19 protein-coding genes are annotated in these 23,658 nt (G+C 37.3%); 5 read left to right on the top strand and 14 right to left on the bottom strand.

Annotated elements, in window-relative coordinates; genetic code table 11:
• Positions 1–283: 283 nt before the first annotated feature.
• The 7 genes from AC2G3J_RS08955 to AC2G3J_RS08925 all read right to left on the bottom strand — a co-directional run bounded on the left by AC2G3J_RS08955 (position 284) and on the right by AC2G3J_RS08925 (position 8,851).
• Entirely contained in the window at positions 284–1,552 is a 1,269-nt protein-coding gene (locus AC2G3J_RS08955; RefSeq protein WP_419359742.1) for a D-amino acid dehydrogenase, read from the bottom strand.
• A 730-nt stretch (positions 1,553–2,282) separates the two neighbouring features.
• Positions 2,283–3,419 carry a rod shape-determining protein RodA gene (rodA, locus tag AC2G3J_RS08950; RefSeq protein ID WP_483770974.1) on the bottom strand — a complete coding sequence of 379 codons (1,137 nt, stop codon included), beginning with the start codon at positions 3,417–3,419 and terminating at the stop codon, positions 2,283–2,285.
• A 99-nt stretch (positions 3,420–3,518) separates the two neighbouring features.
• Positions 3,519–4,238 carry a 2-C-methyl-D-erythritol 4-phosphate cytidylyltransferase gene (gene ispD, locus AC2G3J_RS08945; protein ID WP_483770973.1) on the bottom strand — a complete coding sequence of 240 codons (720 nt, stop codon included), beginning with the start codon at positions 4,236–4,238 and terminating at the stop codon, positions 3,519–3,521.
• A complete protein-coding gene (gene ftsB, locus AC2G3J_RS08940; RefSeq protein WP_336950951.1) occupies positions 4,201–4,587 on the bottom strand; it encodes a cell division protein FtsB in 387 nt (128 codons plus the stop codon). The genes ispD and ftsB overlap by 38 nt, the downstream gene beginning before the upstream one ends.
• A gap of 400 nt (positions 4,588–4,987) precedes the next feature.
• Complete coding sequence (gene eno, locus AC2G3J_RS08935; RefSeq protein ID WP_004719930.1) at positions 4,988–6,277, bottom strand: phosphopyruvate hydratase; 1,290 nt, start codon at positions 6,275–6,277, stop codon at positions 4,988–4,990.
• A gap of 45 nt (positions 6,278–6,322) precedes the next feature.
• Positions 6,323–7,180: a 3-deoxy-8-phosphooctulonate synthase gene (gene kdsA / locus AC2G3J_RS08930; RefSeq protein WP_336950950.1), complete on the bottom strand. Its 858-nt coding sequence runs from the start codon at positions 7,178–7,180 to the stop codon at positions 6,323–6,325.
• A gap of 30 nt (positions 7,181–7,210) precedes the next feature.
• Positions 7,211–8,851: a CTP synthase gene (locus AC2G3J_RS08925; protein WP_336950949.1), complete on the bottom strand. Its 1,641-nt coding sequence runs from the start codon at positions 8,849–8,851 to the stop codon at positions 7,211–7,213.
• A gap of 229 nt (positions 8,852–9,080) precedes the next feature.
• Between AC2G3J_RS08925 and AC2G3J_RS08920 the strand changes: the two genes are divergently transcribed.
• Positions 9,081–9,545: a hypothetical protein gene (locus AC2G3J_RS08920; RefSeq protein WP_004719918.1), complete on the top strand. Its 465-nt coding sequence runs from the start codon at positions 9,081–9,083 to the stop codon at positions 9,543–9,545.
• 141 nt (positions 9,546–9,686) lie between these two features.
• On the opposite strand, the gene AC2G3J_RS08915 is transcribed toward AC2G3J_RS08920, so the two are convergent.
• Positions 9,687–11,105: an aspartate ammonia-lyase gene (locus AC2G3J_RS08915; RefSeq protein ID WP_483770972.1), complete on the bottom strand. Its 1,419-nt coding sequence runs from the start codon at positions 11,103–11,105 to the stop codon at positions 9,687–9,689.
• 145 nt (positions 11,106–11,250) lie between these two features.
• Between AC2G3J_RS08915 and AC2G3J_RS08910 the strand changes: the two genes are divergently transcribed.
• A complete protein-coding gene (locus AC2G3J_RS08910) occupies positions 11,251–12,126 on the top strand; it encodes a LysR substrate-binding domain-containing protein (RefSeq protein ID WP_483770971.1) in 876 nt (291 codons plus the stop codon).
• A gap of 291 nt (positions 12,127–12,417) precedes the next feature.
• Here the strand turns inward: AC2G3J_RS08910 and AC2G3J_RS08905 are convergent, their stop codons facing one another.
• The 3 genes from AC2G3J_RS08905 to AC2G3J_RS08895 all read right to left on the bottom strand — a co-directional run bounded on the left by AC2G3J_RS08905 (position 12,418) and on the right by AC2G3J_RS08895 (position 16,169).
• Positions 12,418–13,500, bottom strand: a complete 1,083-nt coding sequence (locus AC2G3J_RS08905) for a YheT family hydrolase (RefSeq protein WP_483770970.1) — start codon at positions 13,498–13,500, stop codon at positions 12,418–12,420.
• A 90-nt stretch (positions 13,501–13,590) separates the two neighbouring features.
• Positions 13,591–14,001, bottom strand: a complete 411-nt coding sequence (locus AC2G3J_RS08900; protein ID WP_336950945.1) for a nuclear transport factor 2 family protein — start codon at positions 13,999–14,001, stop codon at positions 13,591–13,593.
• Between the two features lie 143 nt (positions 14,002–14,144).
• Positions 14,145–16,169: an oxidoreductase gene (locus AC2G3J_RS08895; RefSeq protein ID WP_483770969.1), complete on the bottom strand. Its 2,025-nt coding sequence runs from the start codon at positions 16,167–16,169 to the stop codon at positions 14,145–14,147.
• Positions 16,170–16,337: 168 nt separating this feature from the next.
• Between AC2G3J_RS08895 and AC2G3J_RS08890 the strand changes: the two genes are divergently transcribed.
• Both AC2G3J_RS08890 and AC2G3J_RS08885 read left to right on the top strand, forming a co-directional pair.
• Positions 16,338–16,889: a PadR family transcriptional regulator gene (locus AC2G3J_RS08890; RefSeq protein WP_004719902.1), complete on the top strand. Its 552-nt coding sequence runs from the start codon at positions 16,338–16,340 to the stop codon at positions 16,887–16,889.
• Between the two features lie 8 nt (positions 16,890–16,897).
• Positions 16,898–17,809: an alpha/beta fold hydrolase gene (locus AC2G3J_RS08885; RefSeq protein ID WP_419303713.1), complete on the top strand. Its 912-nt coding sequence runs from the start codon at positions 16,898–16,900 to the stop codon at positions 17,807–17,809.
• A 457-nt stretch (positions 17,810–18,266) separates the two neighbouring features.
• On the opposite strand, the gene AC2G3J_RS08880 is transcribed toward AC2G3J_RS08885, so the two are convergent.
• The 3 genes from AC2G3J_RS08880 to AC2G3J_RS08870 all read right to left on the bottom strand — a co-directional run bounded on the left by AC2G3J_RS08880 (position 18,267) and on the right by AC2G3J_RS08870 (position 22,402).
• A complete protein-coding gene (locus tag AC2G3J_RS08880) occupies positions 18,267–19,532 on the bottom strand; it encodes a DcaP family trimeric outer membrane transporter (RefSeq protein ID WP_483770968.1) in 1,266 nt (421 codons plus the stop codon).
• 108 nt (positions 19,533–19,640) lie between these two features.
• Positions 19,641–21,014 carry an MFS transporter gene (locus tag AC2G3J_RS08875; protein ID WP_483770967.1) on the bottom strand — a complete coding sequence of 458 codons (1,374 nt, stop codon included), beginning with the start codon at positions 21,012–21,014 and terminating at the stop codon, positions 19,641–19,643.
• Between the two features lie 461 nt (positions 21,015–21,475).
• Positions 21,476–22,402, bottom strand: a complete 927-nt coding sequence (locus tag AC2G3J_RS08870) for a LysR substrate-binding domain-containing protein (protein WP_336950939.1) — start codon at positions 22,400–22,402, stop codon at positions 21,476–21,478.
• 281 nt (positions 22,403–22,683) lie between these two features.
• Between AC2G3J_RS08870 and catA the strand changes: the two genes are divergently transcribed.
• Positions 22,684–23,604, top strand: coding sequence for a catechol 1,2-dioxygenase (gene catA / locus AC2G3J_RS08865; protein ID WP_483770966.1), 921 nt, complete (start codon positions 22,684–22,686; stop codon positions 23,602–23,604).
• The last annotated feature ends 54 nt before the right edge of the window (positions 23,605–23,658 follow it).

Below are 23,658 nucleotides of genomic sequence, written 5' to 3'. Positions count from 1 at the left end.
AGCAATTAATATGCCATGAATTTGCTCGAATACAAGTAAAATATGTTCAATTATTATCTAATTTTTAAATCGCTTAAGAATTAAATAGCTTAGTCAATAACTTGATCACTGACTCTGGCTTTGTTGTAGTTTGATTGAAATTAGCCTAAATCGCCTCATCTGAATTTTCTTCATTAAAACCACGAAGTGAAAGCATAAACCAATGCCAAAAATGCACATTGGAAAATGAAATTGCCTGTTCTGCGACTTGCTAACTTTGGTTCATATCAGTTTCACAAACATCTTAGTGATTCACTGAGTCATATCGAAACACATTCAAATCATCATATTCAATTTGTGGTGTGGTTCCAGAAATAATGTCTGATAATAATTTTGCAGAACCACATGACATGGTCCAACCCAAGGTACCGTGCCCTGTATTGGTATATAGATTTTGATACCTTGTTTGCCCAACAATCGGGGTACCATCTGGTGTCGCAGGTCTTAAACCCGTCCAGAAATGTGCATCTGATAAGTCACTTGCATTTGGAAATAATTGTTGTAAAACCATAAGCAAAGTGTCTTCACGACTAGATTTTAACGAGCGATCAAACCCATTAATTTCAGCCATCCCCCCTACACGAATTCGATCATCAAAACGGGTTAAGGCAATTTTATAAGACTCATCTAAGATTGTAGACACTGGTGAAAGTGCCGGATCAACAATTTTGGTGGTGATCGAATAGCCTTTTAATGGATATACAGGCGCATCAATTTCCAATTGTTTGAGCATTTCATGACTATAGCTGCCCAGTGCCATGACATAAACATCTCCCTTGATTTTACGACCATCTTTTAAATGAATCGCGGTAATCCGTTCAGCATCTTTTTCGATTGATTCTATTACCGTATTAAATAAAAAATTGACCCCTTGTTTGGCTGCAAGCTCCGCCAACTCTGTTGTAAATTTTTGGCAATCGCCTGTCTGGTCATTCGGTAAACGCAAACCACCAACAAAATCAACAGTTGCGTGGGCTAAAGCAGGTTCAGCCTTGATTACGCCAGCTTTATCCAACAACTCAAATGGCACGCCTTCATGTTTTAAAACTTCGGTATCTTTGCCTGCCACATCCAATTGATGTTGTTTTCGAAAAAGTTGTAATGTACCTAATTGGCGCTCATCAAAATGAATTTTAGTCTCCGCACGTAATTCATCTAGACAGTCACGGCTATATTCAGAAATCCGTACCATTCGCTCTTTATTGATTTGGTAGCGATTGATATTACATTCAGCCAACATACGGATCATCCACTGATACTGATGCATATCACCCGTTAGCTTAATTGCCAATGGTGAATGTGGTTGAAACATCCATTTAAACGCTTTTAATGGAATACCTGGTGCAGCCCAAGGCGACGCATAACCCGGCGAAATCTGCCCAGCGTTGGCAAAACTGGTTTCTAAAGCCACATTGGGTTGTCGATCGATCACAGTGACTTCATGACCTGCTTGTTTTAGATAGTAGGCGGATGTTGTACCAATAACACCAGCTCCCATGATGATGATATGCATATTGAACCGAACCTTATACGATTTAATCGTCTTATAATAAGAATAATGTAGTTAGAGAAATAATTTATATGACTATTTTAATTTAGCACTTAGAACAGATTTAGCAATACTGATTTGATGTTGAAGTGTCAGCTTAAATTCGATTTCAAATAGATAAATCATTCACAGTATCACATGATTTTTAAACCATCAGCAAATTATAGCTGCCTAGTCAAAAAACTCAGACATAAGAATACAATTTCTCCTAATTAATATTTTTAGTTAAATTAATTGCATAGAAAAAGAAATTGTTCCGTTATAAAAAAACTTGCAATGCCACACTTTACATTCAAAGTTTCAATTCCTTTGCGTTGGCGATACCTCACTTTTCGTAGGAGATGCCAAACCTTGCGCTGCAAACAAAGCAGTGCTTTTTCTTTACTCATGGGCGCCGCCCAACGGCGACATCCATGTCGCCACACTATAAAACAACCATCTATGATTCAAAAGTACACCAAACGAATTTAAAACCAACAGTATCTAAAAGCTCATCCAAAAAAATAATTATTATTTACGATCAATAATTTGATGCATTGCACTTGTATGAATTATTAGGTAGTTTGACAATCTAAGGAACTTAAATTTAAGAAAAACTTTTTTTTATTTATATTTGATACTATCCTCCTCTAAAAAAGAGAAGGAATAGCTTTAGTTTAAGAAATTTTAAATTTTGAAGATTCTATTTATTTATTTATTTATGCGTATGGATAGACATAACGATACCAAAACTCGCTAACAACGCAATTACCGCCGATCCACCATAACTCATAAGTGGTAATGGATCACCAGTCACAGGTAAAATCCCACTGACCATACCAGAGTTTACAAATACATAGAAAAACAAAGACAAACCAATCGTACCTGCCAATAAACGACCATAATTATGAAAACTGCTTAAGCTAATGATCATACATCTAAAAATCATTGCGGTATAAAGTGCAAATAAGAAGAATACCCCAATAAAGCCAAATTCTTCTGCATAGGTCGACATAATAAAATCAGTATGATGTTCAGGTAAATAGCCCAACTGAGACTGTGTTCCTTCTAAGAATCCACGCCCTGTCATTCCGCCTGAACCAATCGCGATTTTAGATTGGATAATATTCCATCCTGCCCCAAGCGCATCTGACTCAGGATCAAATAAGGTCATAATCCTTTTCTTTTGATAAGCTTGTAATACAAAAGTCCAAATTAAAGGGAACGCCAGTGCCAATGCTGCTAAAGTCCCAATAATTAAAGTCCACGACATGCCACTTAAAAACAAAGCAAACACGCCACCAATCACGATACCAATTGCCAAGTCTGGTTGTAATAATGCTAATATGAAAGGCACCATCATAATAATCAAGGCAATTACAATATGTTTAAACTTTGGCGGCAACGGGTTACGTGCAAAATACCATGCCATCATCAGTGGCATGGCAAACTTCATAAATTCGCTGGGTTGCATACTGCCAATCCCTGGAATGGTCAGCCAGCGCTTTGCACCTAATCGAACATCACCGACCAATAAAACCAGTATCAACAACAAAATTGCAAACAAATAAAACCAAGGGCTAATCGCTTGATATACTTTTGGTGGAATTTGTGCACAAATAAAAAGCAAAATAAAACCAACACCGAAACTCACGGCTTGTCGAATGACCATAGACATATCTTCAGAAGATGCGCTATAGACCATCAATAAACCCAAAATTGCATTGATAATTAAAAAGCCCAATAACCAAGGATCAAGGTGTAGTTTGTCCCACCTTGAAACTTTTTGATTAATACTTAAACCATCTCTGACTGATTGACGTAAAAACTTATACTGTGGCGATGGTGTCATGAATACAAATCTTAAACCTAGTTTAATCTGGTCAAATTATAGAGATAAATAGCGGTTGAGAAAATCAATCAATGCATAATTATTTTTATTTTCGTTGTTTTATTGCTGCGATTGCAAAATTAACTTGGCCAACTCCAAATCATCTGGATAAGTAATTTTAATATTATCAGAACGCCCCATCACTACTTTGACAGGTTCATTGATATATTCCAATGCACTCGCCTCGTCTGTAATGACAATATTATTCGCTAAAGCTTTTTCGATTGCCGTTTTAAGCTTTGAAAAGGTAGAAATTTGTGGTGTTTGTGCTTGCCACAATTGATCACGACTGATTGTTTTATTGATATCTTGCTGATTTTCAACACACTTCAAAGTATCTCGTACAGGAATTGCAAGAATTGCACTGCTGTTCAGGTTTATTGCGGTATCGACTAAGTTTTCAAGACATTGCTGTGTCACACAAGGACGAGCAGCATCATGTACAAAAACCAAATCATCGGCTTGTGCAAATTGTTCTAAATAACGCAACGCATTTAAAACCGAATCAACACGTTCTGCACCACCCAAACAAAAATGACTCAAATGTTTATTTTTTAATGGCAATGTTTGAGCATAATGATCTTGCTCACCCACAGCAAGTACATAACCCGCAAGTGGTAAATCGTTTAAACGCGCTATGGTATGCGCTAAAACTGTTTGATTTTGGATTACTTGGTATTGTTTTAGTTCAGTTTTTGAAAAACGACGACCTGAGCCAGCCGCAGGAACAATTGCCCAAATTTTACGGTTGTTCTGGCGCAGGTTCGTTGTCATCTTCATTGGTTCTTAAATCTACACTTGGATCGGTATAAATAGGTTTGTAATGGGTACTAATGGTACTCATTTGTACAAAAGTTTCATGTGGCTTTACTAAGCCAAGGTCTAAACGTGCATGTTCTTCTATGGCTTCAGCACCATTTTTTAAATCATACACTTCAGCAGCAAGAATTCGGTTGCGTTCTTTTAACTCAGCATTGACTTCAGCTTGCTGTTCAATTTGCTGTAGTAAAGCTTGATGAGGGAAATGACCACCCTCACCAAACCAAAAGCGATATTGTAATACCACAACGATTAAAATCGCGAGTATTGCAATCACTTTACTTGAAGTTGTTTTAAAGACTTCTAACATGTATTTGCGTCTTGAGTAACAGCATTAAATTAAGATGCTAATATACATCAAATATTTTGTATGAAGAACACTAAACTATGCGAAAACTGCAAAACTAGAACAAAATAAATTCTCTTTTTTATAAAAGAATAATTATGTGCTCAATAATCTACTTTGTAATTAAAAATTTAAGAATTATCTTTATGCTAAAAACTCATATATCGCGATATTATTTATTATAAATTTTCTTTTCCACAAACTATGCTAATTAAACTCCACCTCTAAATTTCATTATTAATCAATCACATGATATTAAATCTCACTTAACACATACTATTCTTGATTATTTTTAGCGAATAAAAAGCCATTCCCTATATCAAATAAAGGAATGGCCTTTTTTAAATTAAATCAATAAAAGATATTAATTTAAACCTTTAAACTCAGCTTTACCGCGATAAGCAGCATGAGTCAATTCTTCAATACGAAGCAATTGGTTATATTTTGCAACGCGGTCAGAACGGCAAAGTGAACCAGTCTTAATTTGACCTGCTGCTGTACCTACAGCAAGATCTGCAATTGTAGAATCTTCAGTTTCACCAGAACGGTGTGAAATCACAGTGCTGTAGCCATTTGCTTTAGCAAGATAGATTGCATCTAAAGTTTCAGACAAAGTACCAATTTGATTGTATTTAATTAAGATAGAGTTACCTACTTTCTCATCAATACCACGTTGTAAAATCTTAGGATTTGTAACGAACAAATCATCACCGACCAATTGGATTTTATCGCCTAGGATAGAAGTCAAATAGCTCCAGCCTTCCCAATCAGACTCATCTAAACCATCTTCGATTGAGATAATTGGATATTGTTTAACAAGACCAGCAAGATAGTCAGCAAATTGGTTACTTGTGAATGCTTTGTTGCCTTCACCTGCAAGAATATATTGACCATTTTTGTAGAATTCTGAAGATGCACAATCAAGTGCAAGCATAATATCAGAACCTGCTTTATAGCCAGTTGTTTCAATTGCAGAAAGAATAACAGTAATTGCTTCTTCATTTGAACGTAAGTTAGGCGCAAAACCACCTTCATCACCAACTGCTGTATTTAAACCTTGCTTTTTCAATACAGATTTCAAAGCATGGAAAATTTCAGCACCAGCACGTAAAGATTCAGCAAAAGATGTGAAACCTACAGGTTCAATCATGAATTCTTGAATATCAACAGTGTTGTCTGCATGTGCGCCACCGTTCAAGATGTTCATCATTGGAACAGGCATAGACAAAGTTGTTTGGCCACGAAGATCTGCAATATATTGGAATAGTTCAGTTTTCTTCTCAACAGCAGCAGCACGCGCAGCAGCTAAAGATACAGCTAAAGTTGCGTTTGCACCTAATTTTTCTTTGTTTTCAGTGCCATCAAGCGCAATCATTTTGTCATCAAGTGCTTTTTGTTCAAATACGTTTTGACCTTTTAATAAGTCTTTGATTTGACCATTTACGTTTTGAACAGCAGTGCGAACACCTTTACCTAAGTAACGTGATTGATCACCGTCACGAAGTTCTAAAGCTTCACGAGAACCAGTTGAAGCACCAGATGGTGCACATGCACGGCCAACAACGCCAGAGTCTAGGATTACGTCTGCTTCGATGGTTGGGTTACCACGAGAGTCCAAAATTTCACGTGCACGAATGTCAACGATTTGGCTCATGAATAATTCCTCAGTTGATTAAAAATAAGATGCTTTCTAAGCGCATCAATGTGTATCTAACTTTTTGAAACCTTTAACTAAGGTATCCAATTCTTTTAACTGCGCTAAAAACGGCTCAAGCTGCGACATACGTAATGCACAAGGTCCATCACATTTTGCATTTTCAGGGTCTGGATGACTTTCTAAAAACAAACCTGCAAGCCCAGTCGCCATACCTGCACGAGCTAAGGTTGTGATTTGAGCACGACGTCCGCCTGCTGAATCTGCACGACCGCCCGGTGTTTGCAATGCATGCGTTACATCAAAAAATACTGGTACATTCATTTCTTTCATGGTGTCGAAACCCAGCATATCAACGACTAAGTTGTTATAGCCAAATGACGTACCACGTTCACACAAAATGAGTTTGTTATTACCCGCTTCTAAACACTTATTTAGAATATGGCTCATTTCACGAGGAGAAAGGAATTGCGCTTTTTTGATATTAATAATGGCTTGAGTTTTCGCCATTGCTTCAACCAAATCAGTCTGACGACTGAGAAATGCTGGAAGCTGGATAATATCTGCAACTTCAGCGACAGCGGCAGCTTGGTGAGGTTCATGGACATCGGTAATAATCGGAACATTAAAATGCTTTTTAATGTCACCTAACCATTCGATACCTTTTTCCAAACCAGGGCCACGGAACGAATGTAAGCTTGAACGATTGGCTTTATCAAAACTGGCTTTAAATACATATGGTATTTCTAAACGCGTACAGATATCGACATAAGTTTCTGCAATTTCAAAAGCTAAGTCTTTCGACTCAAGTACGTTCATGCCGCCGAATAATACAAATGGCAAGTGATTTGCCATTTGTATATCGCCTAAACGTACAATTTCTTGTGGTTTTAATTGTGACATTTAAACTTCCTAGTTTAAGTTCTTACATACTTACTTGCTGTTTTGGTGCTGCTTTTTAGCAGCATCGATAAAACTAGCAAATAATGGATGTCCATCACGTGGTGAACTTGTAAATTCTGGGTGGAATTGTACAGCAATAAACCAAGGATGTTCAGGAATTTCTACAGTTTCAACAAGATGTTGCGCAGTAGAATAACCTGAAATTTTCATACCTGCTTGTTCAATTGCAGGAATGAAGCGATCATTCATTTCATAACGGTGACGATGACGTTCAGTAATTTCAGCTTTGCCGTAAACTTCACGTGTTTTAGTACCTTCAACCAATTCTGATTTTTGGGCACCTAAACGCATTGTGCCACCAAGGTTTGACTCAGTACTACGATGCTGGATTTCACCACGTTCATCTAGCCATTCCGTAATTAAACCAATCAATGGGAATTTTGTTGAACGATTAAACTCAGTAGAAGTCGCTTCTGGCATAGCAGCAACATGACGAGCAAATTCAATTACGGCCAATTGCATACCTAAACAAATACCCAAGAAAGGTACTTTGTTTTCACGGGCATATTGAATCGCCTGCATTTTACCTTCAGTACCGCGCTCACCAAAACCGCCAGGAACTAATATTGCATCAATACCTTTTAATACTTCAGCAGGATTTTGGCCTTCAAGTTCTTCTGCATTGATATACTCAATTTGAACTTTGACACGATTTTGAATACCTGCATGTAATAGTGCTTCATTAACAGACTTATATGCATCAGGCAATTCAACATATTTACCTACCATCGCAACTCGAACTGTGTATTCTGGGTTCAATAATGCTTCAACAACATGATCCCAATCCGAAAGATCAGCTTCAGGCAAGCTGTCATAACCAAAACGTTCACAGATTAAATCATCAACATTTTGTTCATAAAATGTACGAGGAATTTGATAAATTGAACGCGCATCTTTACACACCACAACGGCACGTGCTTCAACGTTTGTAAAGAGTGCGATTTTACGGGTAGTATCTGCGTCAACATCATGTTCAGTACGACAAATCAGAATGTCGGGTTGAATACCAATCGACAATAATTCTTTAACAGAATGTTGAGTTGGTTTGGTTTTAAGTTCAGCAGCAGACTTGATATATGGCAATAAAGTCAAATGCATCAACATGGTACGTTTATGACCAAGCTCAACCATCAACTGACGTACAGATTCCATGAATGGGAGAGATTCAATGTCACCTACTGTCCCACCGATTTCCACAATGGCAACGTCATAACCTTCGCCTGCGCGAAGAACACGTTCTTTAATATTATCCGTAATATGCGGAATAACTTGTACTGTACCGCCGAGGTAATCACCACGACGTTCTTTATTTAAAACGTCTTGATAAACACGACCTGAAGTAAAGTTATTCAATTTGGTCATTTTGGCACGACGTAAGAAACGCTCGTAATAACCCAAATCTAAGTCAGTTTCAGCACCATCTTCTGTGACAAATACTTCACCGTGCTGGAATGGGCTCATAGTCCCAGGATCGACATTAATGTATGGATCCATTTTGACCATGGTTACTTTTAAACCACGGGCTTCTAAAAGTGCAGCAACTGAAGCAGCTGAAATACCTTTACCTAGTGATGATACAACACCACCAGTTACGAATATAAAATGGGTCATTAAGTTTCTCGTACAATGGAGCCTAAATTGGCCTACAATGTTGTGCGATTTTACTTTACCTTGTACCAAGAAAGCAAAGTCAATTCACATCAATTCATAGAACAATAAACAATTGGCTATTCTATCAGCATTTCCAATAAAAAATTAGCACTTGATAAGGTGATTTTTAAATATCATTTTGCTGTTATACTAAGTAACATCTCTTTAATACGTTTTGTTTTGAGTCATTATGAATAAGAAATTTTTAATTTGTGGTGCAATTGCGACAGCGCTTTTGGTATCTGCTTGTGTAAAAAAAGAAGAGCCTAAAGAAGCTGAGCAAGAGAAAGTTGAAACTGCTCAGCCTGCGACTTCTGAACCGACACAGTTTGAAAGCTTACCAAGCGTTGAACAGAATAATGCACAACAAGTCGAAATTCCGGCACATGTAGAAGTTGAACGCACTGAAACAGCAAATACAACCACAGAAATTCGACGCGAGCCAACGCATGAAGCTCATGCAACAATGCCAAGTGCACAAGCAGAAAGTAAACCTGCTGCGACTGAGGCAAAGCCTGCAAAAGCAGAGTCAGTAAAAACTGAAACTGCACAAACTAAAACTCCAGCACCAAAAGCAAGCTCTGGTTCAGCCCAATCTGAAGATGATGCTGTTGCCGCAGCCATCGCTGCTGCTACACCAGCTTTGAAAAACTAAGATTTTTCATCACTAAAAAAAGGGAAATTATAATTTCCCTTTTTTTATAACTCTGTATAAATATTAAGCTTTATCTGTCATATGAAACTTAATTTCTAATGTAAGTCATGAATTGCTTAAATTGCACAATAAGTTTAAAAACTAAGCTGCGTGTTGTTTTGGCTGAACCATGTTATGAACAGCAAGTACATCTGCCAAAATTTCATCTGAAAGTAATCCCTCAGCTTTAATCAAAGCCAAAACACTCTCCCCAGATTCATTTGCCATCTTTGCAATTCGTGTAGTAGTTTCATAACCTAAATATGGGTTTAACACCGTAATGATACCAATTGAGTTATCCACTAAATGCTGACAATGTGCCGCATTGGCACGAATATTTTGGATGCACTTTTCATTCAGCATTTGCATTGCTTTACCTAATAGTTCAATAGATTCAAATAGTTTAAGCGCAATTAATGGCTCAAACGCATTTAATTGTAGTTGTCCACCTTCTGCAGCCATAGTAATTGCTAAATCATTTGCAATAATTTGATAACACGCCAAATTCATCGCTTCAGGAATCACTGGATTTACTTTTCCTGGCATGATTGAACTACCAGGCTGGCGTGGTTCCAATTGTATCTCGCCGATACCAGTACGTGGCCCACTCGATAACAAACGTAAATCATTAGAGATTTTAGACAACTTGGTTGCAGTACGTTTGAGTAAACTTGATAAAAGTACAAAGTCACCCATATCTGTAGTCGCTTCAATCAAATCAGGAGAGCTTGAAATGTTTTTACCAGTGATTTCTGATAAAGCTTGAATCGCATTTAAGCGATACTCAAGCTCGGTATTAATTCCCGTACCGATTGCTGTTCCACCTAAGTTAATCACACTGAGTGAATCTGGCATAATATGATTTAACTTTTGCAAATCATTTTGTAAGGTATGCGCAAAAGCACTAAATTCTTGCCCTAATGTCATCGGTACCGCATCTTGTAACTGAGTACGTCCCATTTTCAAGATATCAGAGAACTCTTCAGCTTTGCGACCTAAGCTTTTAATTAGTTTTTGAAACGGAATATTGAGATGATCCAATGCAAACAATAGACCTATTTTTATTGCACTTGGGTATACATCATTGGTCGATTGAGACATATTTACATCGTTATTGGGATGTAGATATTGATATTCGCCTTTTGCATGACCCAGAAACTCTAATCCAATGTTTGCAATAACTTCATTTGCATTCATATTTGTAGAAGTTCCTGCCCCACCCTGAATCATATCAATAGGGAATTGATTATGGTATGAACCATTTATTAATTGCTGACATGAATGTTGAATCGCTTTATATTTATTTTCTTCAATTTTTTTTAATTTAAAATTTGCCTCTACACAAGCAGACTTCACCATAGCAAGCGCTTGAATAAAAATAGGAAAATGACTTAATTTATGCACACTTAGGTTAAAGTTCTCAACCGCTCTTAATGTTTGAACACCGTAATAGCACTGAGATGGGACTTCTTTCATTCCCAATAAATCTTTCTCAGTTCTCGTTTTAATTTCAATGTTCATTTGCTATGTCACTCTACGAAGATAATCAATTCATCTTAGGTGAAACAATCTAAACTTGACCAATGTAAAAAAATATATCTGTATGCATTTTTTGCATATCAGTTGTTATACTTTGCTTGAGTTAAATATTTATTGGTGATTGTACATGACGCTTGAAATTCGGTGGATAGAGGATCTTCTTGCATTAGACCAAGAAAAATCCATTTCTAAAGCAGCAACTATACGTCATGTCACTCAATCGGCATTTACACGTAGAATACAAAATATTGAAGAGTCACTAGGTTTTCAAATTTTAAAGCGTTATAGTAAAAATATTGATTTTACAGATGCTGGCCAAGTCTTACTCTCCACAGCAAAAAACATTAAAAACCAAATGGATACAACAATAAAATATTTAGAAAAAAACATTAAGGATAATGAACTCTCAATTAAGTTTGCAGTATCCCATTCTCTCATCACGCAGTTTTTTCCTAAATTTATTCAAAAACTATACTCAGACTATAATGATCTAAAGTTGGAAATTATTGCTGCAAATTTGCAACAAGGCATACATTTATTAAAAGAAGGTTCTTGTGATTTTCTCATTTGTTATTGTGATCAACTCACTTTACAACAATTGGATCTCACACTTTTTACCTATCATAAAATTGTAAATATGCAAATTGTGCCAGTTACAGCAAGCAAAAATGGATTACCTAAATACCAACTTAACCAGACATTCCCCCTTTTAGCCTATAGTAGACAAGCCTATCTGAGAAAATGTGTTGATAAAATCATAGAAAGTAAACTCAATTACCGAACTTTATATGAAACAGATAATGCCAGTGACTTAAAAGCCTTGGCTTTACAAGGCTTAGGTGTAGCCTGGCTACCTCGCTTACTCATTGAAGAAGAAATAAATGAAAATAAATTAAAAATACTTGATGGTTATAGTTTCTTTCAAGATATTTATATCGTTCGTAGCAATATTATTTACTCACAAAAGATAAATTTTGTTTGGAATTATTTAGCACTTAAATAGGCCTTTATTTTAAATAAAGATCTTTCTTACTTCAAAAAATGATCATATAACGTGAATCTATTGATATTGAAAAGTGCTTTCTCCCACTGAACGAAGGCTAGGATGAGGGGGATTTTATGTTGGTCTGTGTTTTAAAATGGACTTATAAAAGAAGTCTAATATTTCTCTTAATCTAGCAACATAGGATCAATTAAACGCCCAGTTGAAAAATTAAAACTGACAGATCAAATGATAATAGTTTGATCTGTAAGTTTTTTAACTTAAAGAGATATTTATTGATACTGCGTATCATCATGAATACTGTCTTAAAAAATCAGCCATTAAACGCGAAGCCCAAGATTTGGTATTAAGACCTTCATAAAAACCACAATGACTGCCCTTTTTGGTTGTCACCACCACAACATTATCCATATTTTGAATGGTTTCTTTAAACGGTTCTAAATTCTTGATTGAACATACAGGATCATCTTCTGAGTTTAGAATCATTAATGGAATTTTAACATTTTCAAATACATAAATTGGATTGGTGGCTTTTGAATAGCTTTCATAATCTGAAAAACCAGCCATTTCAAAATATTCAGTCTGAAACTCTTGTAGGGTTTTCGTTTGTAGAACATTTTGTACCGAATGTAATGGTGTCCATGTTTGCTCATAAGGCTTAATAAATGCCTTAAACAATTTTTTGGTCATGACTTTGGTATAGAAAGGATGGACATTTTGAAACCCAAGCTCGGTATCATAACCAGGGCACATGGCAAAAGCAGCTTTAAAAGGTGTATCTAGGCCTTGTTCACCAAGATAACGCACAAGTAAGCCTGTACCAGCGGAAGAACCTACTGCATAAAGATCAGATTGTGGAAATGTGTTTTGAATCGAAGCCAATTGTTCTTTTAAATCAGAAGTTGAACCAAAAATTGACATGAGAGGAACAGGCATAGGTAAGCCCGCATGCCCACGGCGTAGACATAATGCAATACGCCATCCCGTATACTCATGGAGATCTTTGACCAATTCACGCATACTGTCAGGTGTGCCTGTAATCGTATGCATAATCACGATAGTTGGGGTTTCTTGTGGTAAATCGTAGCCATACCAAGCAATAGCCGTGATACCGCCATCTTGCATGGTCAGCTGATCAATTCGATCATAGTCCAGCTTAACGGATTTTTTCTTAATTAAATCAAAATATAACAGGTGAGCATGGGTATTGCTGAGCCATGGTGTAGGACGATATTTATTTTGTAGTTGAGGCAGTTTCTTGATGATCTCAGACATTTTCCCTTGCTGATTAAAATAAAGCTTTGGTAATTCAGCACCTGTCACTTGATCCAATAAATCTTGGCTAATCTCAGTAAACTTATGTAATACAGACATTTTCCACCTCAACTCTTTTATCACTCATCATCATTTTAAAAATTAAGAAATTTTTCACGCTTAATTTTATTTATTGCAGTATATACGTAATTAGGCTTTAGGTATAAAGCTGGCCATACGTTGCCCCATTTGAGCTGCCAATGCTTCCAAACCACTTTTTGGTCGAATCATCACTTCAAAATCAACAATTTGACCTTGTTCATTAAAACGAATCATATCAATCCCTTTTAATTTTTTTTCACCCACATTGGCAGAAAATTCTAAAACTACACTTTGCTCATCTTCTGTAAAAAATTCTCGATGATATGTAAAGTTTTCAAAAATTTGAATCACATTACTTAAAATGAAAAAGACCACTTGCTTACCTTCATAGGGGTTATAAGCCACAGGTGAACGAAAAACCACATCGTCTGCCAGTAATTCATTTAAAAGACTCATGTCTCGACTTTCCAGCATGTTGTGCCATTTTTTGATTGCAGGCTTGGTATTTGTATAACTCATTTTTTATATCCCTTTGATTTGAAATAATTTGAATTCGTTTCCAGTCATTTTCTTAAAAATCCAGTCATGAAGTCCCTTCTCTCGCAGCATGCTTCACATTACACATGATTTAAAGAGAAGGAGTTCAAACAGGGTTTATTCTTTTAAATCACAGCTGCCAATTCAGCACCTTGGCGAATTGCACGCTTCGCATCTAACTCGCCCGCTTCTTTTGCACCACCAATCAAATGTACAGATTTTCCATCAGCTTGGAGTTGATCAAACATTGCTGTATAAGGTTCTTGGCCTGCACAAATCACCACATTGTCGACATCTAAAATCATGGTTTTGTCGCCAACCGTAATATGTAAGCCCTGATCATCAATCTTGTCGTAACTTGCGCCAGGAATCATATTGACATGACGATGTTTTAAACCTGTACGATGAATCCAACCTGTTGTTTTGCCTAAACCAGCACCAACAGATTTGGCTTTACGTTGCAGTAAATATATTTCACGAGGAGATTGTTCGATCTCAGGTTGTTTCAAGCCACCCACATGTTCATATGATGTATCAATTCCCCATTCATCATAGAATTTTTGTGGATTTAAGCTGCCACTTTCACCTTCATGAGAAAGATATTCAGCAGTATCAAAACCAATACCGCCTGCACCAATAATTGCCACTTTCTTACCGACAGGTTTACGCTCGCGTAAAACCTCGATATATGACAAAACTTTTGGATGATCGATACCTTCAATATTTAAATGGCGAGGCGTTACACCTGTAGCCACCACAACATCATCAAAGTCACCTGTCGCTAACCCTTCATAGCTTGCAGTGTGGTTAAGTACCAGTTTGATATTCGGTTGTAATTCAATTTTACGTTTAAAATAACGTAAAGTTTCATAGAACTCTTCTTTGCCAGGAATGGTTTTTGCAATATTAAACTGACCACCAATCTGATTAGATGCTTCAAAGATTGTGACTTTGTGTCCACGATCAGCTGCATATGTTGCAAAACTAAGTCCTGCTGGACCTGCCCCAATCACAGCAATATTTTTAGCTTCTGGTGATTCTTTAAAAATAAGTTCAGTTTCATAGCATGCACGTGGATTGACCAAACACGTTGCAATTTTCATTGAAAAAATATGATCTAAGCAAGCTTGGTTACAACCGATACAGGTATTGATTTCATCAGCACGGCCTTGTTCAGCTTTCAATACAAAATGCGAATCTGCAAGCATTGGGCGCGCCATCGAAATGATATCGGCATCACCTTGAGCCAAGACATGCTCAGCCATTTCAGGCGTATTGATACGGTTCGAGGTAATTAAAGGAACTTTGACGGAACCTTTTAATTTTTTAGTCACCCAAGTAAATGCGGCACGCGGTACTTTGGTGGCAATGGTTGGAATACGTGCTTCGTGCCAGCCAATTCCAGTATTGATAATGGTTGCACCAGCTTTTTCAATTTCTTTGGCAAGTTGAATTACTTCTTCAAGTGTAGAGCCACCTTCAACCAAATCCAGCATAGATAAACGATAGATAATGATGAAGTTTTCGCCGACTTCCTGACGTGTTCTTCTGACAATTTCAATCGGGAACCGGATACGGTTTTCATAACTTCCTCCCCATTCATCATCGCGATGATTGGTTCGTGCAGCAATAAACTCATTGATCAGATAACCTTCTGATCCCATGATTTCCACACCATCATAACCTGCGATTTGTGACAATTTTGCACAATTGGCAAAGTCTGCAATGGTTTGATGAACTTCTGCTGAAGTTAAAGCATGCGGTTTAGTTGGATTGATGGGCGCTTGTATCGCAGATGGTGCAACATTTTCAGGCTGATATGAGTAACGACCTGTATGTAAAATTTGCAGTGCTATTTTACCGCCAGCATCATGCACAGCTTTGGTAATGACCTTATGTTTTTCTGCTTCTTCTAAATGATCCAGTTTTGAACCACCAAAGAATGTTACCCCATGATCATTGGGCGAGATACCACCCGTCACAATTAAGCCAACACCACCTGCTGCACGTTCTGCATAAAATGCAGCCATACGTTCATATCCACCTTGGACTTCTTCTAGTCCAACATGCATTGAACCCATCAATACACGGTTTTTTAATGTGGTAAAGCCTAAATCTAAAGGCGCAAGTAAATGCGGATAATTAGACATGTGAACTCCCTTGGCGTGCTCTCGCTAGCTATCAATCTGTTAAATGACACTTCATATCTGTTTAATGCAACAAGTTGCATAGTGTGAGTATTTATAATCGAGATTTGATTTTTATGCAACATGTTGCATAATGACTTTATATTCATTTTGTTGATGTGATATTACACAATGTCATTAGCCCATGTTTTATTGACCAGTCTGATAGAGAAGCCAAGTACAGGTTTTGAATTGGCGCGACGCTTTGACCGATCTATGGGATTCTTCTGGAATGCAACGCATCAACAAATCTACCGTGAACTTAACGGCATGCAAAAGAAAGGCTGGATTTCCACACTTGAAGATCAGTCTGATCATGGCCGTAAAAAAACCTATCAAGTTGAGCAACTTGGACGCGTCGAACTGGCAGACTGGATGGTCAAACAAGGCCAACCTGCCCAGCTTCGCGAAGAAATTATGGTTCGCTTACGGGCAGAAGCACAATTTGGTGGAAATACTGTTTTACCTGAACTTGAGCGTCATTTAGAATTACATCGTGAAAATTTAAAACTATACCGCCAGATTTTTTCCAAAGATTTTGAACAAATCGAGCAACTGGATCGAACTTTATATATTCACAAAATGATTTTACAATTGGGTATAGACTTAGAAATGGGCTGGATCAATTGGCTCGACCAAGTCATTCCACAGCTTAAAGCGTTTGAGAATAAAGAGAATTCATAGGAAACTGCATGCCACACTATACAATGCCAGATGGCGAAAAATTATTTGTTCGTGAAATTGGTCAGGGTGAACCTGTACTTGTTCTGTCTGGTTTAGGTATGCATAGTTGGCAATGGCTTCCCTTTTTACTGCCTAATATTAAACATTATAAATTTTATATCCCAGATTGGCGCGGATTTGGTGGCTCTAGAACCTGTAAGATCCCTCAAGAAATCGATGCGATTAGCAACCATTGGCGTGACCTTGACAGCTTAATTGATCAACTGAATTTAAATAATTTTATTCTTATGGGTTATTCCATGGGAGCAACCACTGCCATGCATGGGATGCAATATGGCAATTTGGCTGAAAAACTCAAAGCTTATCTACACATTGACCAAACCCCTAAAATTCCAACGGATGAAACATGGGAATTTGGTTTATTTGGGAAAAAGTATTTTAAAATTAAAAGATTGCTAAAAGACTTCTCTGATTTTTTACATCAATATTCAAACTATCGCTTTGTCGATGAATTACCGATTGAACCACGAACTGAACTGATTCAAATTTGGTTAAATTTTATTAAAATTCAAGGCAGTAATAAATTAAGCCCATTTATGTTTAATTTGGCGCTTAAACATCCACAATTACAAAAACATTTATTGCCTATCCGTCGAATGGATTATTTAACATGGTATATCGATAATTATCTAAACCATGATGAAGATTATCGTCAGGCAATTTCACAATTGGAATGTCCAACTACATTCTTTATTGGGGAAAAGTCATCACTCTATCCTGCTGAAGGTCAAATGCAAATTTCCGACAGTTTGGCCAATGCGAAAAATATTATTTTTAAACGTTCAGGGCATACGCCGCTTATTACAGAACCTGTGAAATTTAGTCAGGCAATCCGTTTATTTTTAAAAGAATCCGCTTAATTTAAACGAATAACGAACAATATAAAAACCTCATTTAAATCAAATTAAAAGAGGTTTTTCATCAAATTACTCATGTTATTTTTAAAAAATGCTTTTAAAGTCGTTATTTAATACCAATCCATAAATTGATCATCATATAAATTAAACAACTTTTTACATTATTGAATCATACATGGTCATTCTATCGTGAGGCGACATGGATGTCGCTGTTGGGTGGGGGTACAGGACGTACCTCTCACCCAACATAGAATTTTTGTCCCTTTTCATCCCTGAAAAGGGAGGCATCGCCTACGCAAATATATTTAAACTTTAAATGCAAGGTATGGCCGTACAAACTTTATCACCATATGAATTAACGTTTATAGAATGATATAAGTTTGATATTTTTTAAAGACTTCACCTCATTTTAATATCCTCTAAAAGCCTATTTTCGTAAGAAGACTAATAGAAATATTTATCAAAAATTATACATCGCAACCGCATTAAAACGATTGTCCTCACCTGTATCCTGTCCATTAGGCGCTGCAACAAAGGCTTTACGCTCACCATAAACATATTCCAGACCAAAACTTAACGGCTTTTTCGGGCTATAAAATACATTGGCCCAAGCCTGCCAAAGTGTTTTATTGGCTTTGCTCGGATCACTCAAATATCGAATATAATCCTGATTTTCATCTGCTTTCATATAGCCATATCCCAATGTTCCTCGCCATTGTGAGTTAAACTGTTGCGTCACCCCCACAGTGATTGAGTCAAATTGATTCAGCGACATGATGTTTTTATTGGCATCTATGGTAAAGCCTTGGTTCGTCCATGACACTAAACTGGAGTCACCTTTAACATGATAATAATCTGCTTTAAGTGTGGTTTTTGCAGAAATATCGTATTTTGCTCCAAGTCCAACACCCCAAGCGAGTTCATTATCAGCAACTGTTCTCTTTTCACTAGCCATGCCTCGCAAACTCAATGCACCCGCTCCATCAGCAAATGATTGATTTAATCGAGTTGATAAAACCGGGATCCGCATATTCGATAAGGCATCTTTGGAATCTTCCAAAGCCGTTACCAGCTGTGTTTCTGCATTAAATTTATGAGTATAACGAATTTGTGCATCACGTTTAACAGCGCCCCCCACATAACCCAAAGCATCAATTGTTTCTGGCATATAATCAGGCACTGCAAAGTTGGACCATGTTTGACCAATCAACCACTGACCATAATTAAAATAGGCATGGCGAATTCTAAGTCCATCATTCGCGCCCAAGAAATCAACTTCTATTTTTCCAGAAATATCTTTGTCAGTAGTTTTAAAATCTAAACCTAAACGAGTCGCGGCAAGTGTCGGTTTTAATTGATCACTACTTTCATTATGGCCTTTAAGCGGTACGCTATTGATCTGATTATACAGTCGATCGGCACTTCCACCTTCCGACTGATACAATAGATCCGCACGGATATTCCCATATAGTGTTACTTCTGCGCCTGCTTTTGTTCGTGCAAAGCTTTGATCTTTTGCCTGCGATACAACCTGTGCCGTTTTAACATTGTTTTCCAATGCCACAATTTGCTTATTTTGCACCTGTTGCTGTTGTTCAATCATTTCACGTAATTGTTTAACTTCATTACGTAACTGCTCAACTTCTGTTAATGAATCTGCATGTGCCATATTTAGGCTAAGTAATCCCATTGACACCAAAATAATGTTGTAGTTAAATTTTTTCATTGTAGAAAGCATCCTATTCTCTACGATTGATTATTTTGAACCAGCCTTAATCCTCATGATTCAGGCTGAAATACCAAGTCAGTTTGTGCGTGAGTTTGGTTTACGAGCTTAGTTAATTGTATTTCCAACAATATTTTGTTGAGTTGTTGGTGCTTCGGCCGTTTGAGTTTTTTCCACTGAAGCATTTAAATTCACAAAGAATATTGCCAGTGCTGCAATAAATCCAGGAACAGCGATAACAAGAAAATTCATTTGGTGAGGTAACTCTAAGGTCAGCAATGCACCTGTTAAGACTGGTCCAACAATGGCACCAATTCGTCCAATGCCTGATGCCCACCCCATACCTGTAGAACGTACTGTTGCAGGATAAAATTGTGCAACAAAGGTATAGAGTAAAATTTGTGAACCAATGGTTGCTGCACCAGCAATTGCAATCAAGGTATAGAGAATGAATTGTGGGCTTTTAAAACCAAGGAAAATGAGCGCAATCGCACCAACTGTAAACATGATGGTCAATACGGGTTTAATATGAAATTTATCCGCCAAAGCACCACCACCAATTGCACCAACCATGCCACCAATATTTAATGCAAATAAGAAGATCATACTTGCACCTAGTGAATAGCCTGCTTGGATCATTAATTTAGGCAACCAACTTCCGAGTGCATAAACCATCAATAAACACATAAAGAAAGCAATCCAGAACATTACTGTGCTTGATCGACGACCTTGCTGAAACAATGCACGTAACGGTGCTTCATCACCAGCAGTGACTTCATTTAATTCAAATTGAGTCGAGGCATGAATCTGTTGCTGTGGTGCAATTTTCTGTACCACTTCTCGTACTTGATCGGTCTTGCCTTGGTGAGTTAGAAACATCAATGATTCAGGTAAAAACTTCCAAATAAGTGGTAAAGCCAAGAATGGGATAATCGCGATATAAAACATGATTTTCCAACCATAATCGACCACCAGCCAAGCACCAAGCAAGGCAGATGTCATACCACCAATGGCATAGCCACTAAACATCACAGCGACCAGTGTGCTACGTATACGTTTAGGTGCATACTCAGTCATTAAAGCCACCACGTTCGGCATCACACCACCAATACCAAGTCCTGCTAAAAATCTGAGAATCCCAAATTCAACGGGTGTTGATGCAAATGCACCGAGAAAAGTAAATCCACTAAAAATAGCCACACAAATCATGATGGTTTTTTTACGGCCCAACTTATCAGACAGTGTTCCAAAACTCATTGCACCAAACATCATGCCAAAAAGTGCTGTACTGGCTAGCAAGCCTGCTTGTACAGCAGTTAATCCCCACTCCTGCATCAATAAAGGTAAAGCTACGCCATAAATAACCAGATCATATCCATCAAAAATAATGATTAATAAACACCACAATAGAACGCCCCAATGAAAAGGGCTGAATTTTGCTTCATCCACGATGCGATTAATATTTAGTTTACTCGTTTGCACTTTTGCCTCCTGCGGTGAAACGCTACGAAATTTTTTCAAACAATGAGGCAGCTGTTATTTTTTGTCCAAAACCGATTGCATATATATCCATACCTTAAAAGTCGGTTTAATATTTTTTGATGAATAAACAATAGGTTAAAAAGAATTAATAAAGAAATCGGGCTTTATATTTTCAATGATTTATTTTTTATTTTAATGATTATCTCGATATTTTTAGAGTATTAGAACAAATCAATCGACTTTTTCTGATTTTTCAATATGTTACTTTTCACGTAAAATAACATCTATAAATGACTTTTCATTCAATGATTGGACTGAATGGATTTTTCATAAATCGAAAAAATGATCATATGGTGTGAATAAAATTGGTATTGAAAGTCCCTTCTCCCTTGGGGGAGAAGGCTAGGATGAGGGGGATTTTATGTTGATTTATGATTTAAAAAAGAACTTAGGAAAGAAGCCTAATATATCGTCGTAAAGCTTGCACGATCATATTGAAAACCCTCTAAATCATAAACCTGATAAATACAATCAAATAAAGACCGAATATTTTCGCTTTCATCCATACAGCGTATTGCCATAAAAATTGGACTTTTTGCAGAGCTATCTAAAAGTGGAATATAGATTAAATTAGGCAATTGAATGGTTTTTGCACTTTCAGGCACAATACATACACCTTCACCTGCAGCAACCAATCCCAAAGCGAGTTGAATTTCTCGGACTTCTTTTAAATTTTTAGGATCTAGCCCATGTTCAGAAAATAAATGACGAACTTGGGTGGAAAAATTGGGCTTAGGATGACTTGGGTAAAGAAATAAGTTCTCATCTGCAATATCGGCAAAATAAGTGCCTTTAGAATCTGTAGCGAGATGGTGACTGATATGAACAGCCAACATTAACGGCTCCTCTCGTAATAAAACTCGCCTAATGGCAGGATCAGAAATTCTTAAACGTCCAAATCCAACATCAATACGCCCCTCTTTAAGCGCCTGAATTTGATCTTTGGTACTCATTTCAATCAGCTCAATTTTTAAATGTGGCTGCTGTTGGCGAAACATATAAACGATTTTGGGTAATAATCCATACAGTAAAGAACCCACAAAACCCATAGTCACCGTTTTTTCAATTAAGCCAATTCGCTTAGTCATGGACTTTACTTCTTCGGCATTAGACAAAAGTTTAACAGCGTGTTGATAAAAAAAATGCCCAGCTTCTGTGGTTTTTAAAGGACGGCTTCCTCGTTCAAAAAGCGCTATACCCAATTCACCTTCAAGGTTTTGAATCTGTCTACTCAGTGGGGGCTGAGCAATATAAAGTTTCTCTGCTGCTTTAGTAAAACTTTGTTCTTCTACAACAGCAACAAAATAGCGCAAATGCCTGAGTTCCATCTCAAACTCCATACCTTTAAGATATAAAAAAATGCAAATTTGATCTTAGACAGCGATCATCCATTCTTTTAAGGTATATCAAAAGCAAGATGTAAAGCAAGACTGTAAAACTTTTGATATTCACAGCCAGCCAAAGAATCACATTCTGTTAGCCCAATGAATCACTTTCAACAGTTTAAGCTTTAAGTTTCGCGCATGAAGAACATGGAAAGTGGACAGCAAAGTTTCAAGCGAATTTTTCGTATGCAATGCCAAACCACGCATACTGCAGGAGATCTGGTATGAACCGTCAAGAAATCGACACTTTGGTCAAACAAATGAATGTAGACACTGCAATAGGTGCAGTTGATACACGCGTACAACAAGTGGTGGTACGTTTATTAGCTGACTTATTCCAGGCCATTGAAGATTTAGACATTTCACAAAGCGAATTATGGAAAGGCCTAGAATATTTTACCGATGCAGGTCAAGCCAATGAACTTGGTCTTTTAGCAGCGGGTTTAGGTTTGGAACATTATCTAGATTTACGTGCTGATGAAGCAGATGCTAAAGCTGGAATTACAAGTGGTACACCCCGTACTATTGAAGGTCCATTATATGTCGCTGGTGCGCCTGAATCTGTCGGCTTTTCTCGTATGGATGATGGATCAGAAAGCGATAAAATCGAGACCCTATTTATTGAAGGTACGGTAACTGATACAGATGGCAATATTATTCCAAATGCTAAAGTTGAAATTTGGCATGCCAACAGTTTAGGTAATTATTCTTTCTTCGATAAATCACAGTCAGATTTTAATCTCCGCCGTAGCATATTGACTGATAGCAATGGTCAGTATGTTGCACAAACAACTATGCCCGTTGGCTATGGTTGTCCACCGCAAGGGACGACTCAGTTTGTACTGAACAAATTAGGTCGCCATGGTAACCGTCCATCTCATGTGCATTATTTCGTATCTGCACCCGGCTATCGTAAATTAACCACACAATTCAACATCGAAGGTGATCAATACCTTTGGGATGATTTTGCTTTTGCAACACGTGATGGCTTAGTGGCGACAGCTATTGATATCAGTGATGAAGCTGAAATTGCCCGTCGTGGTCTCAACAAACCATTTAAACGCATTTCATTCAATGTAGCACTGGTAAAAGAACAATCTAAAGCACCATCTACAGAAGTAGATCGTCGTCGCGCAAGCGCTTAAACCCACACGCACGGAACCGAAATGTTTGCACTATTGCAGCACTTCGGGGACTTC

The sequence above is a fragment of the Acinetobacter legionensis genome (genome assembly GCF_057165765.1).
This window is presented reverse-complemented; position numbering and strand designations above follow the sequence as displayed.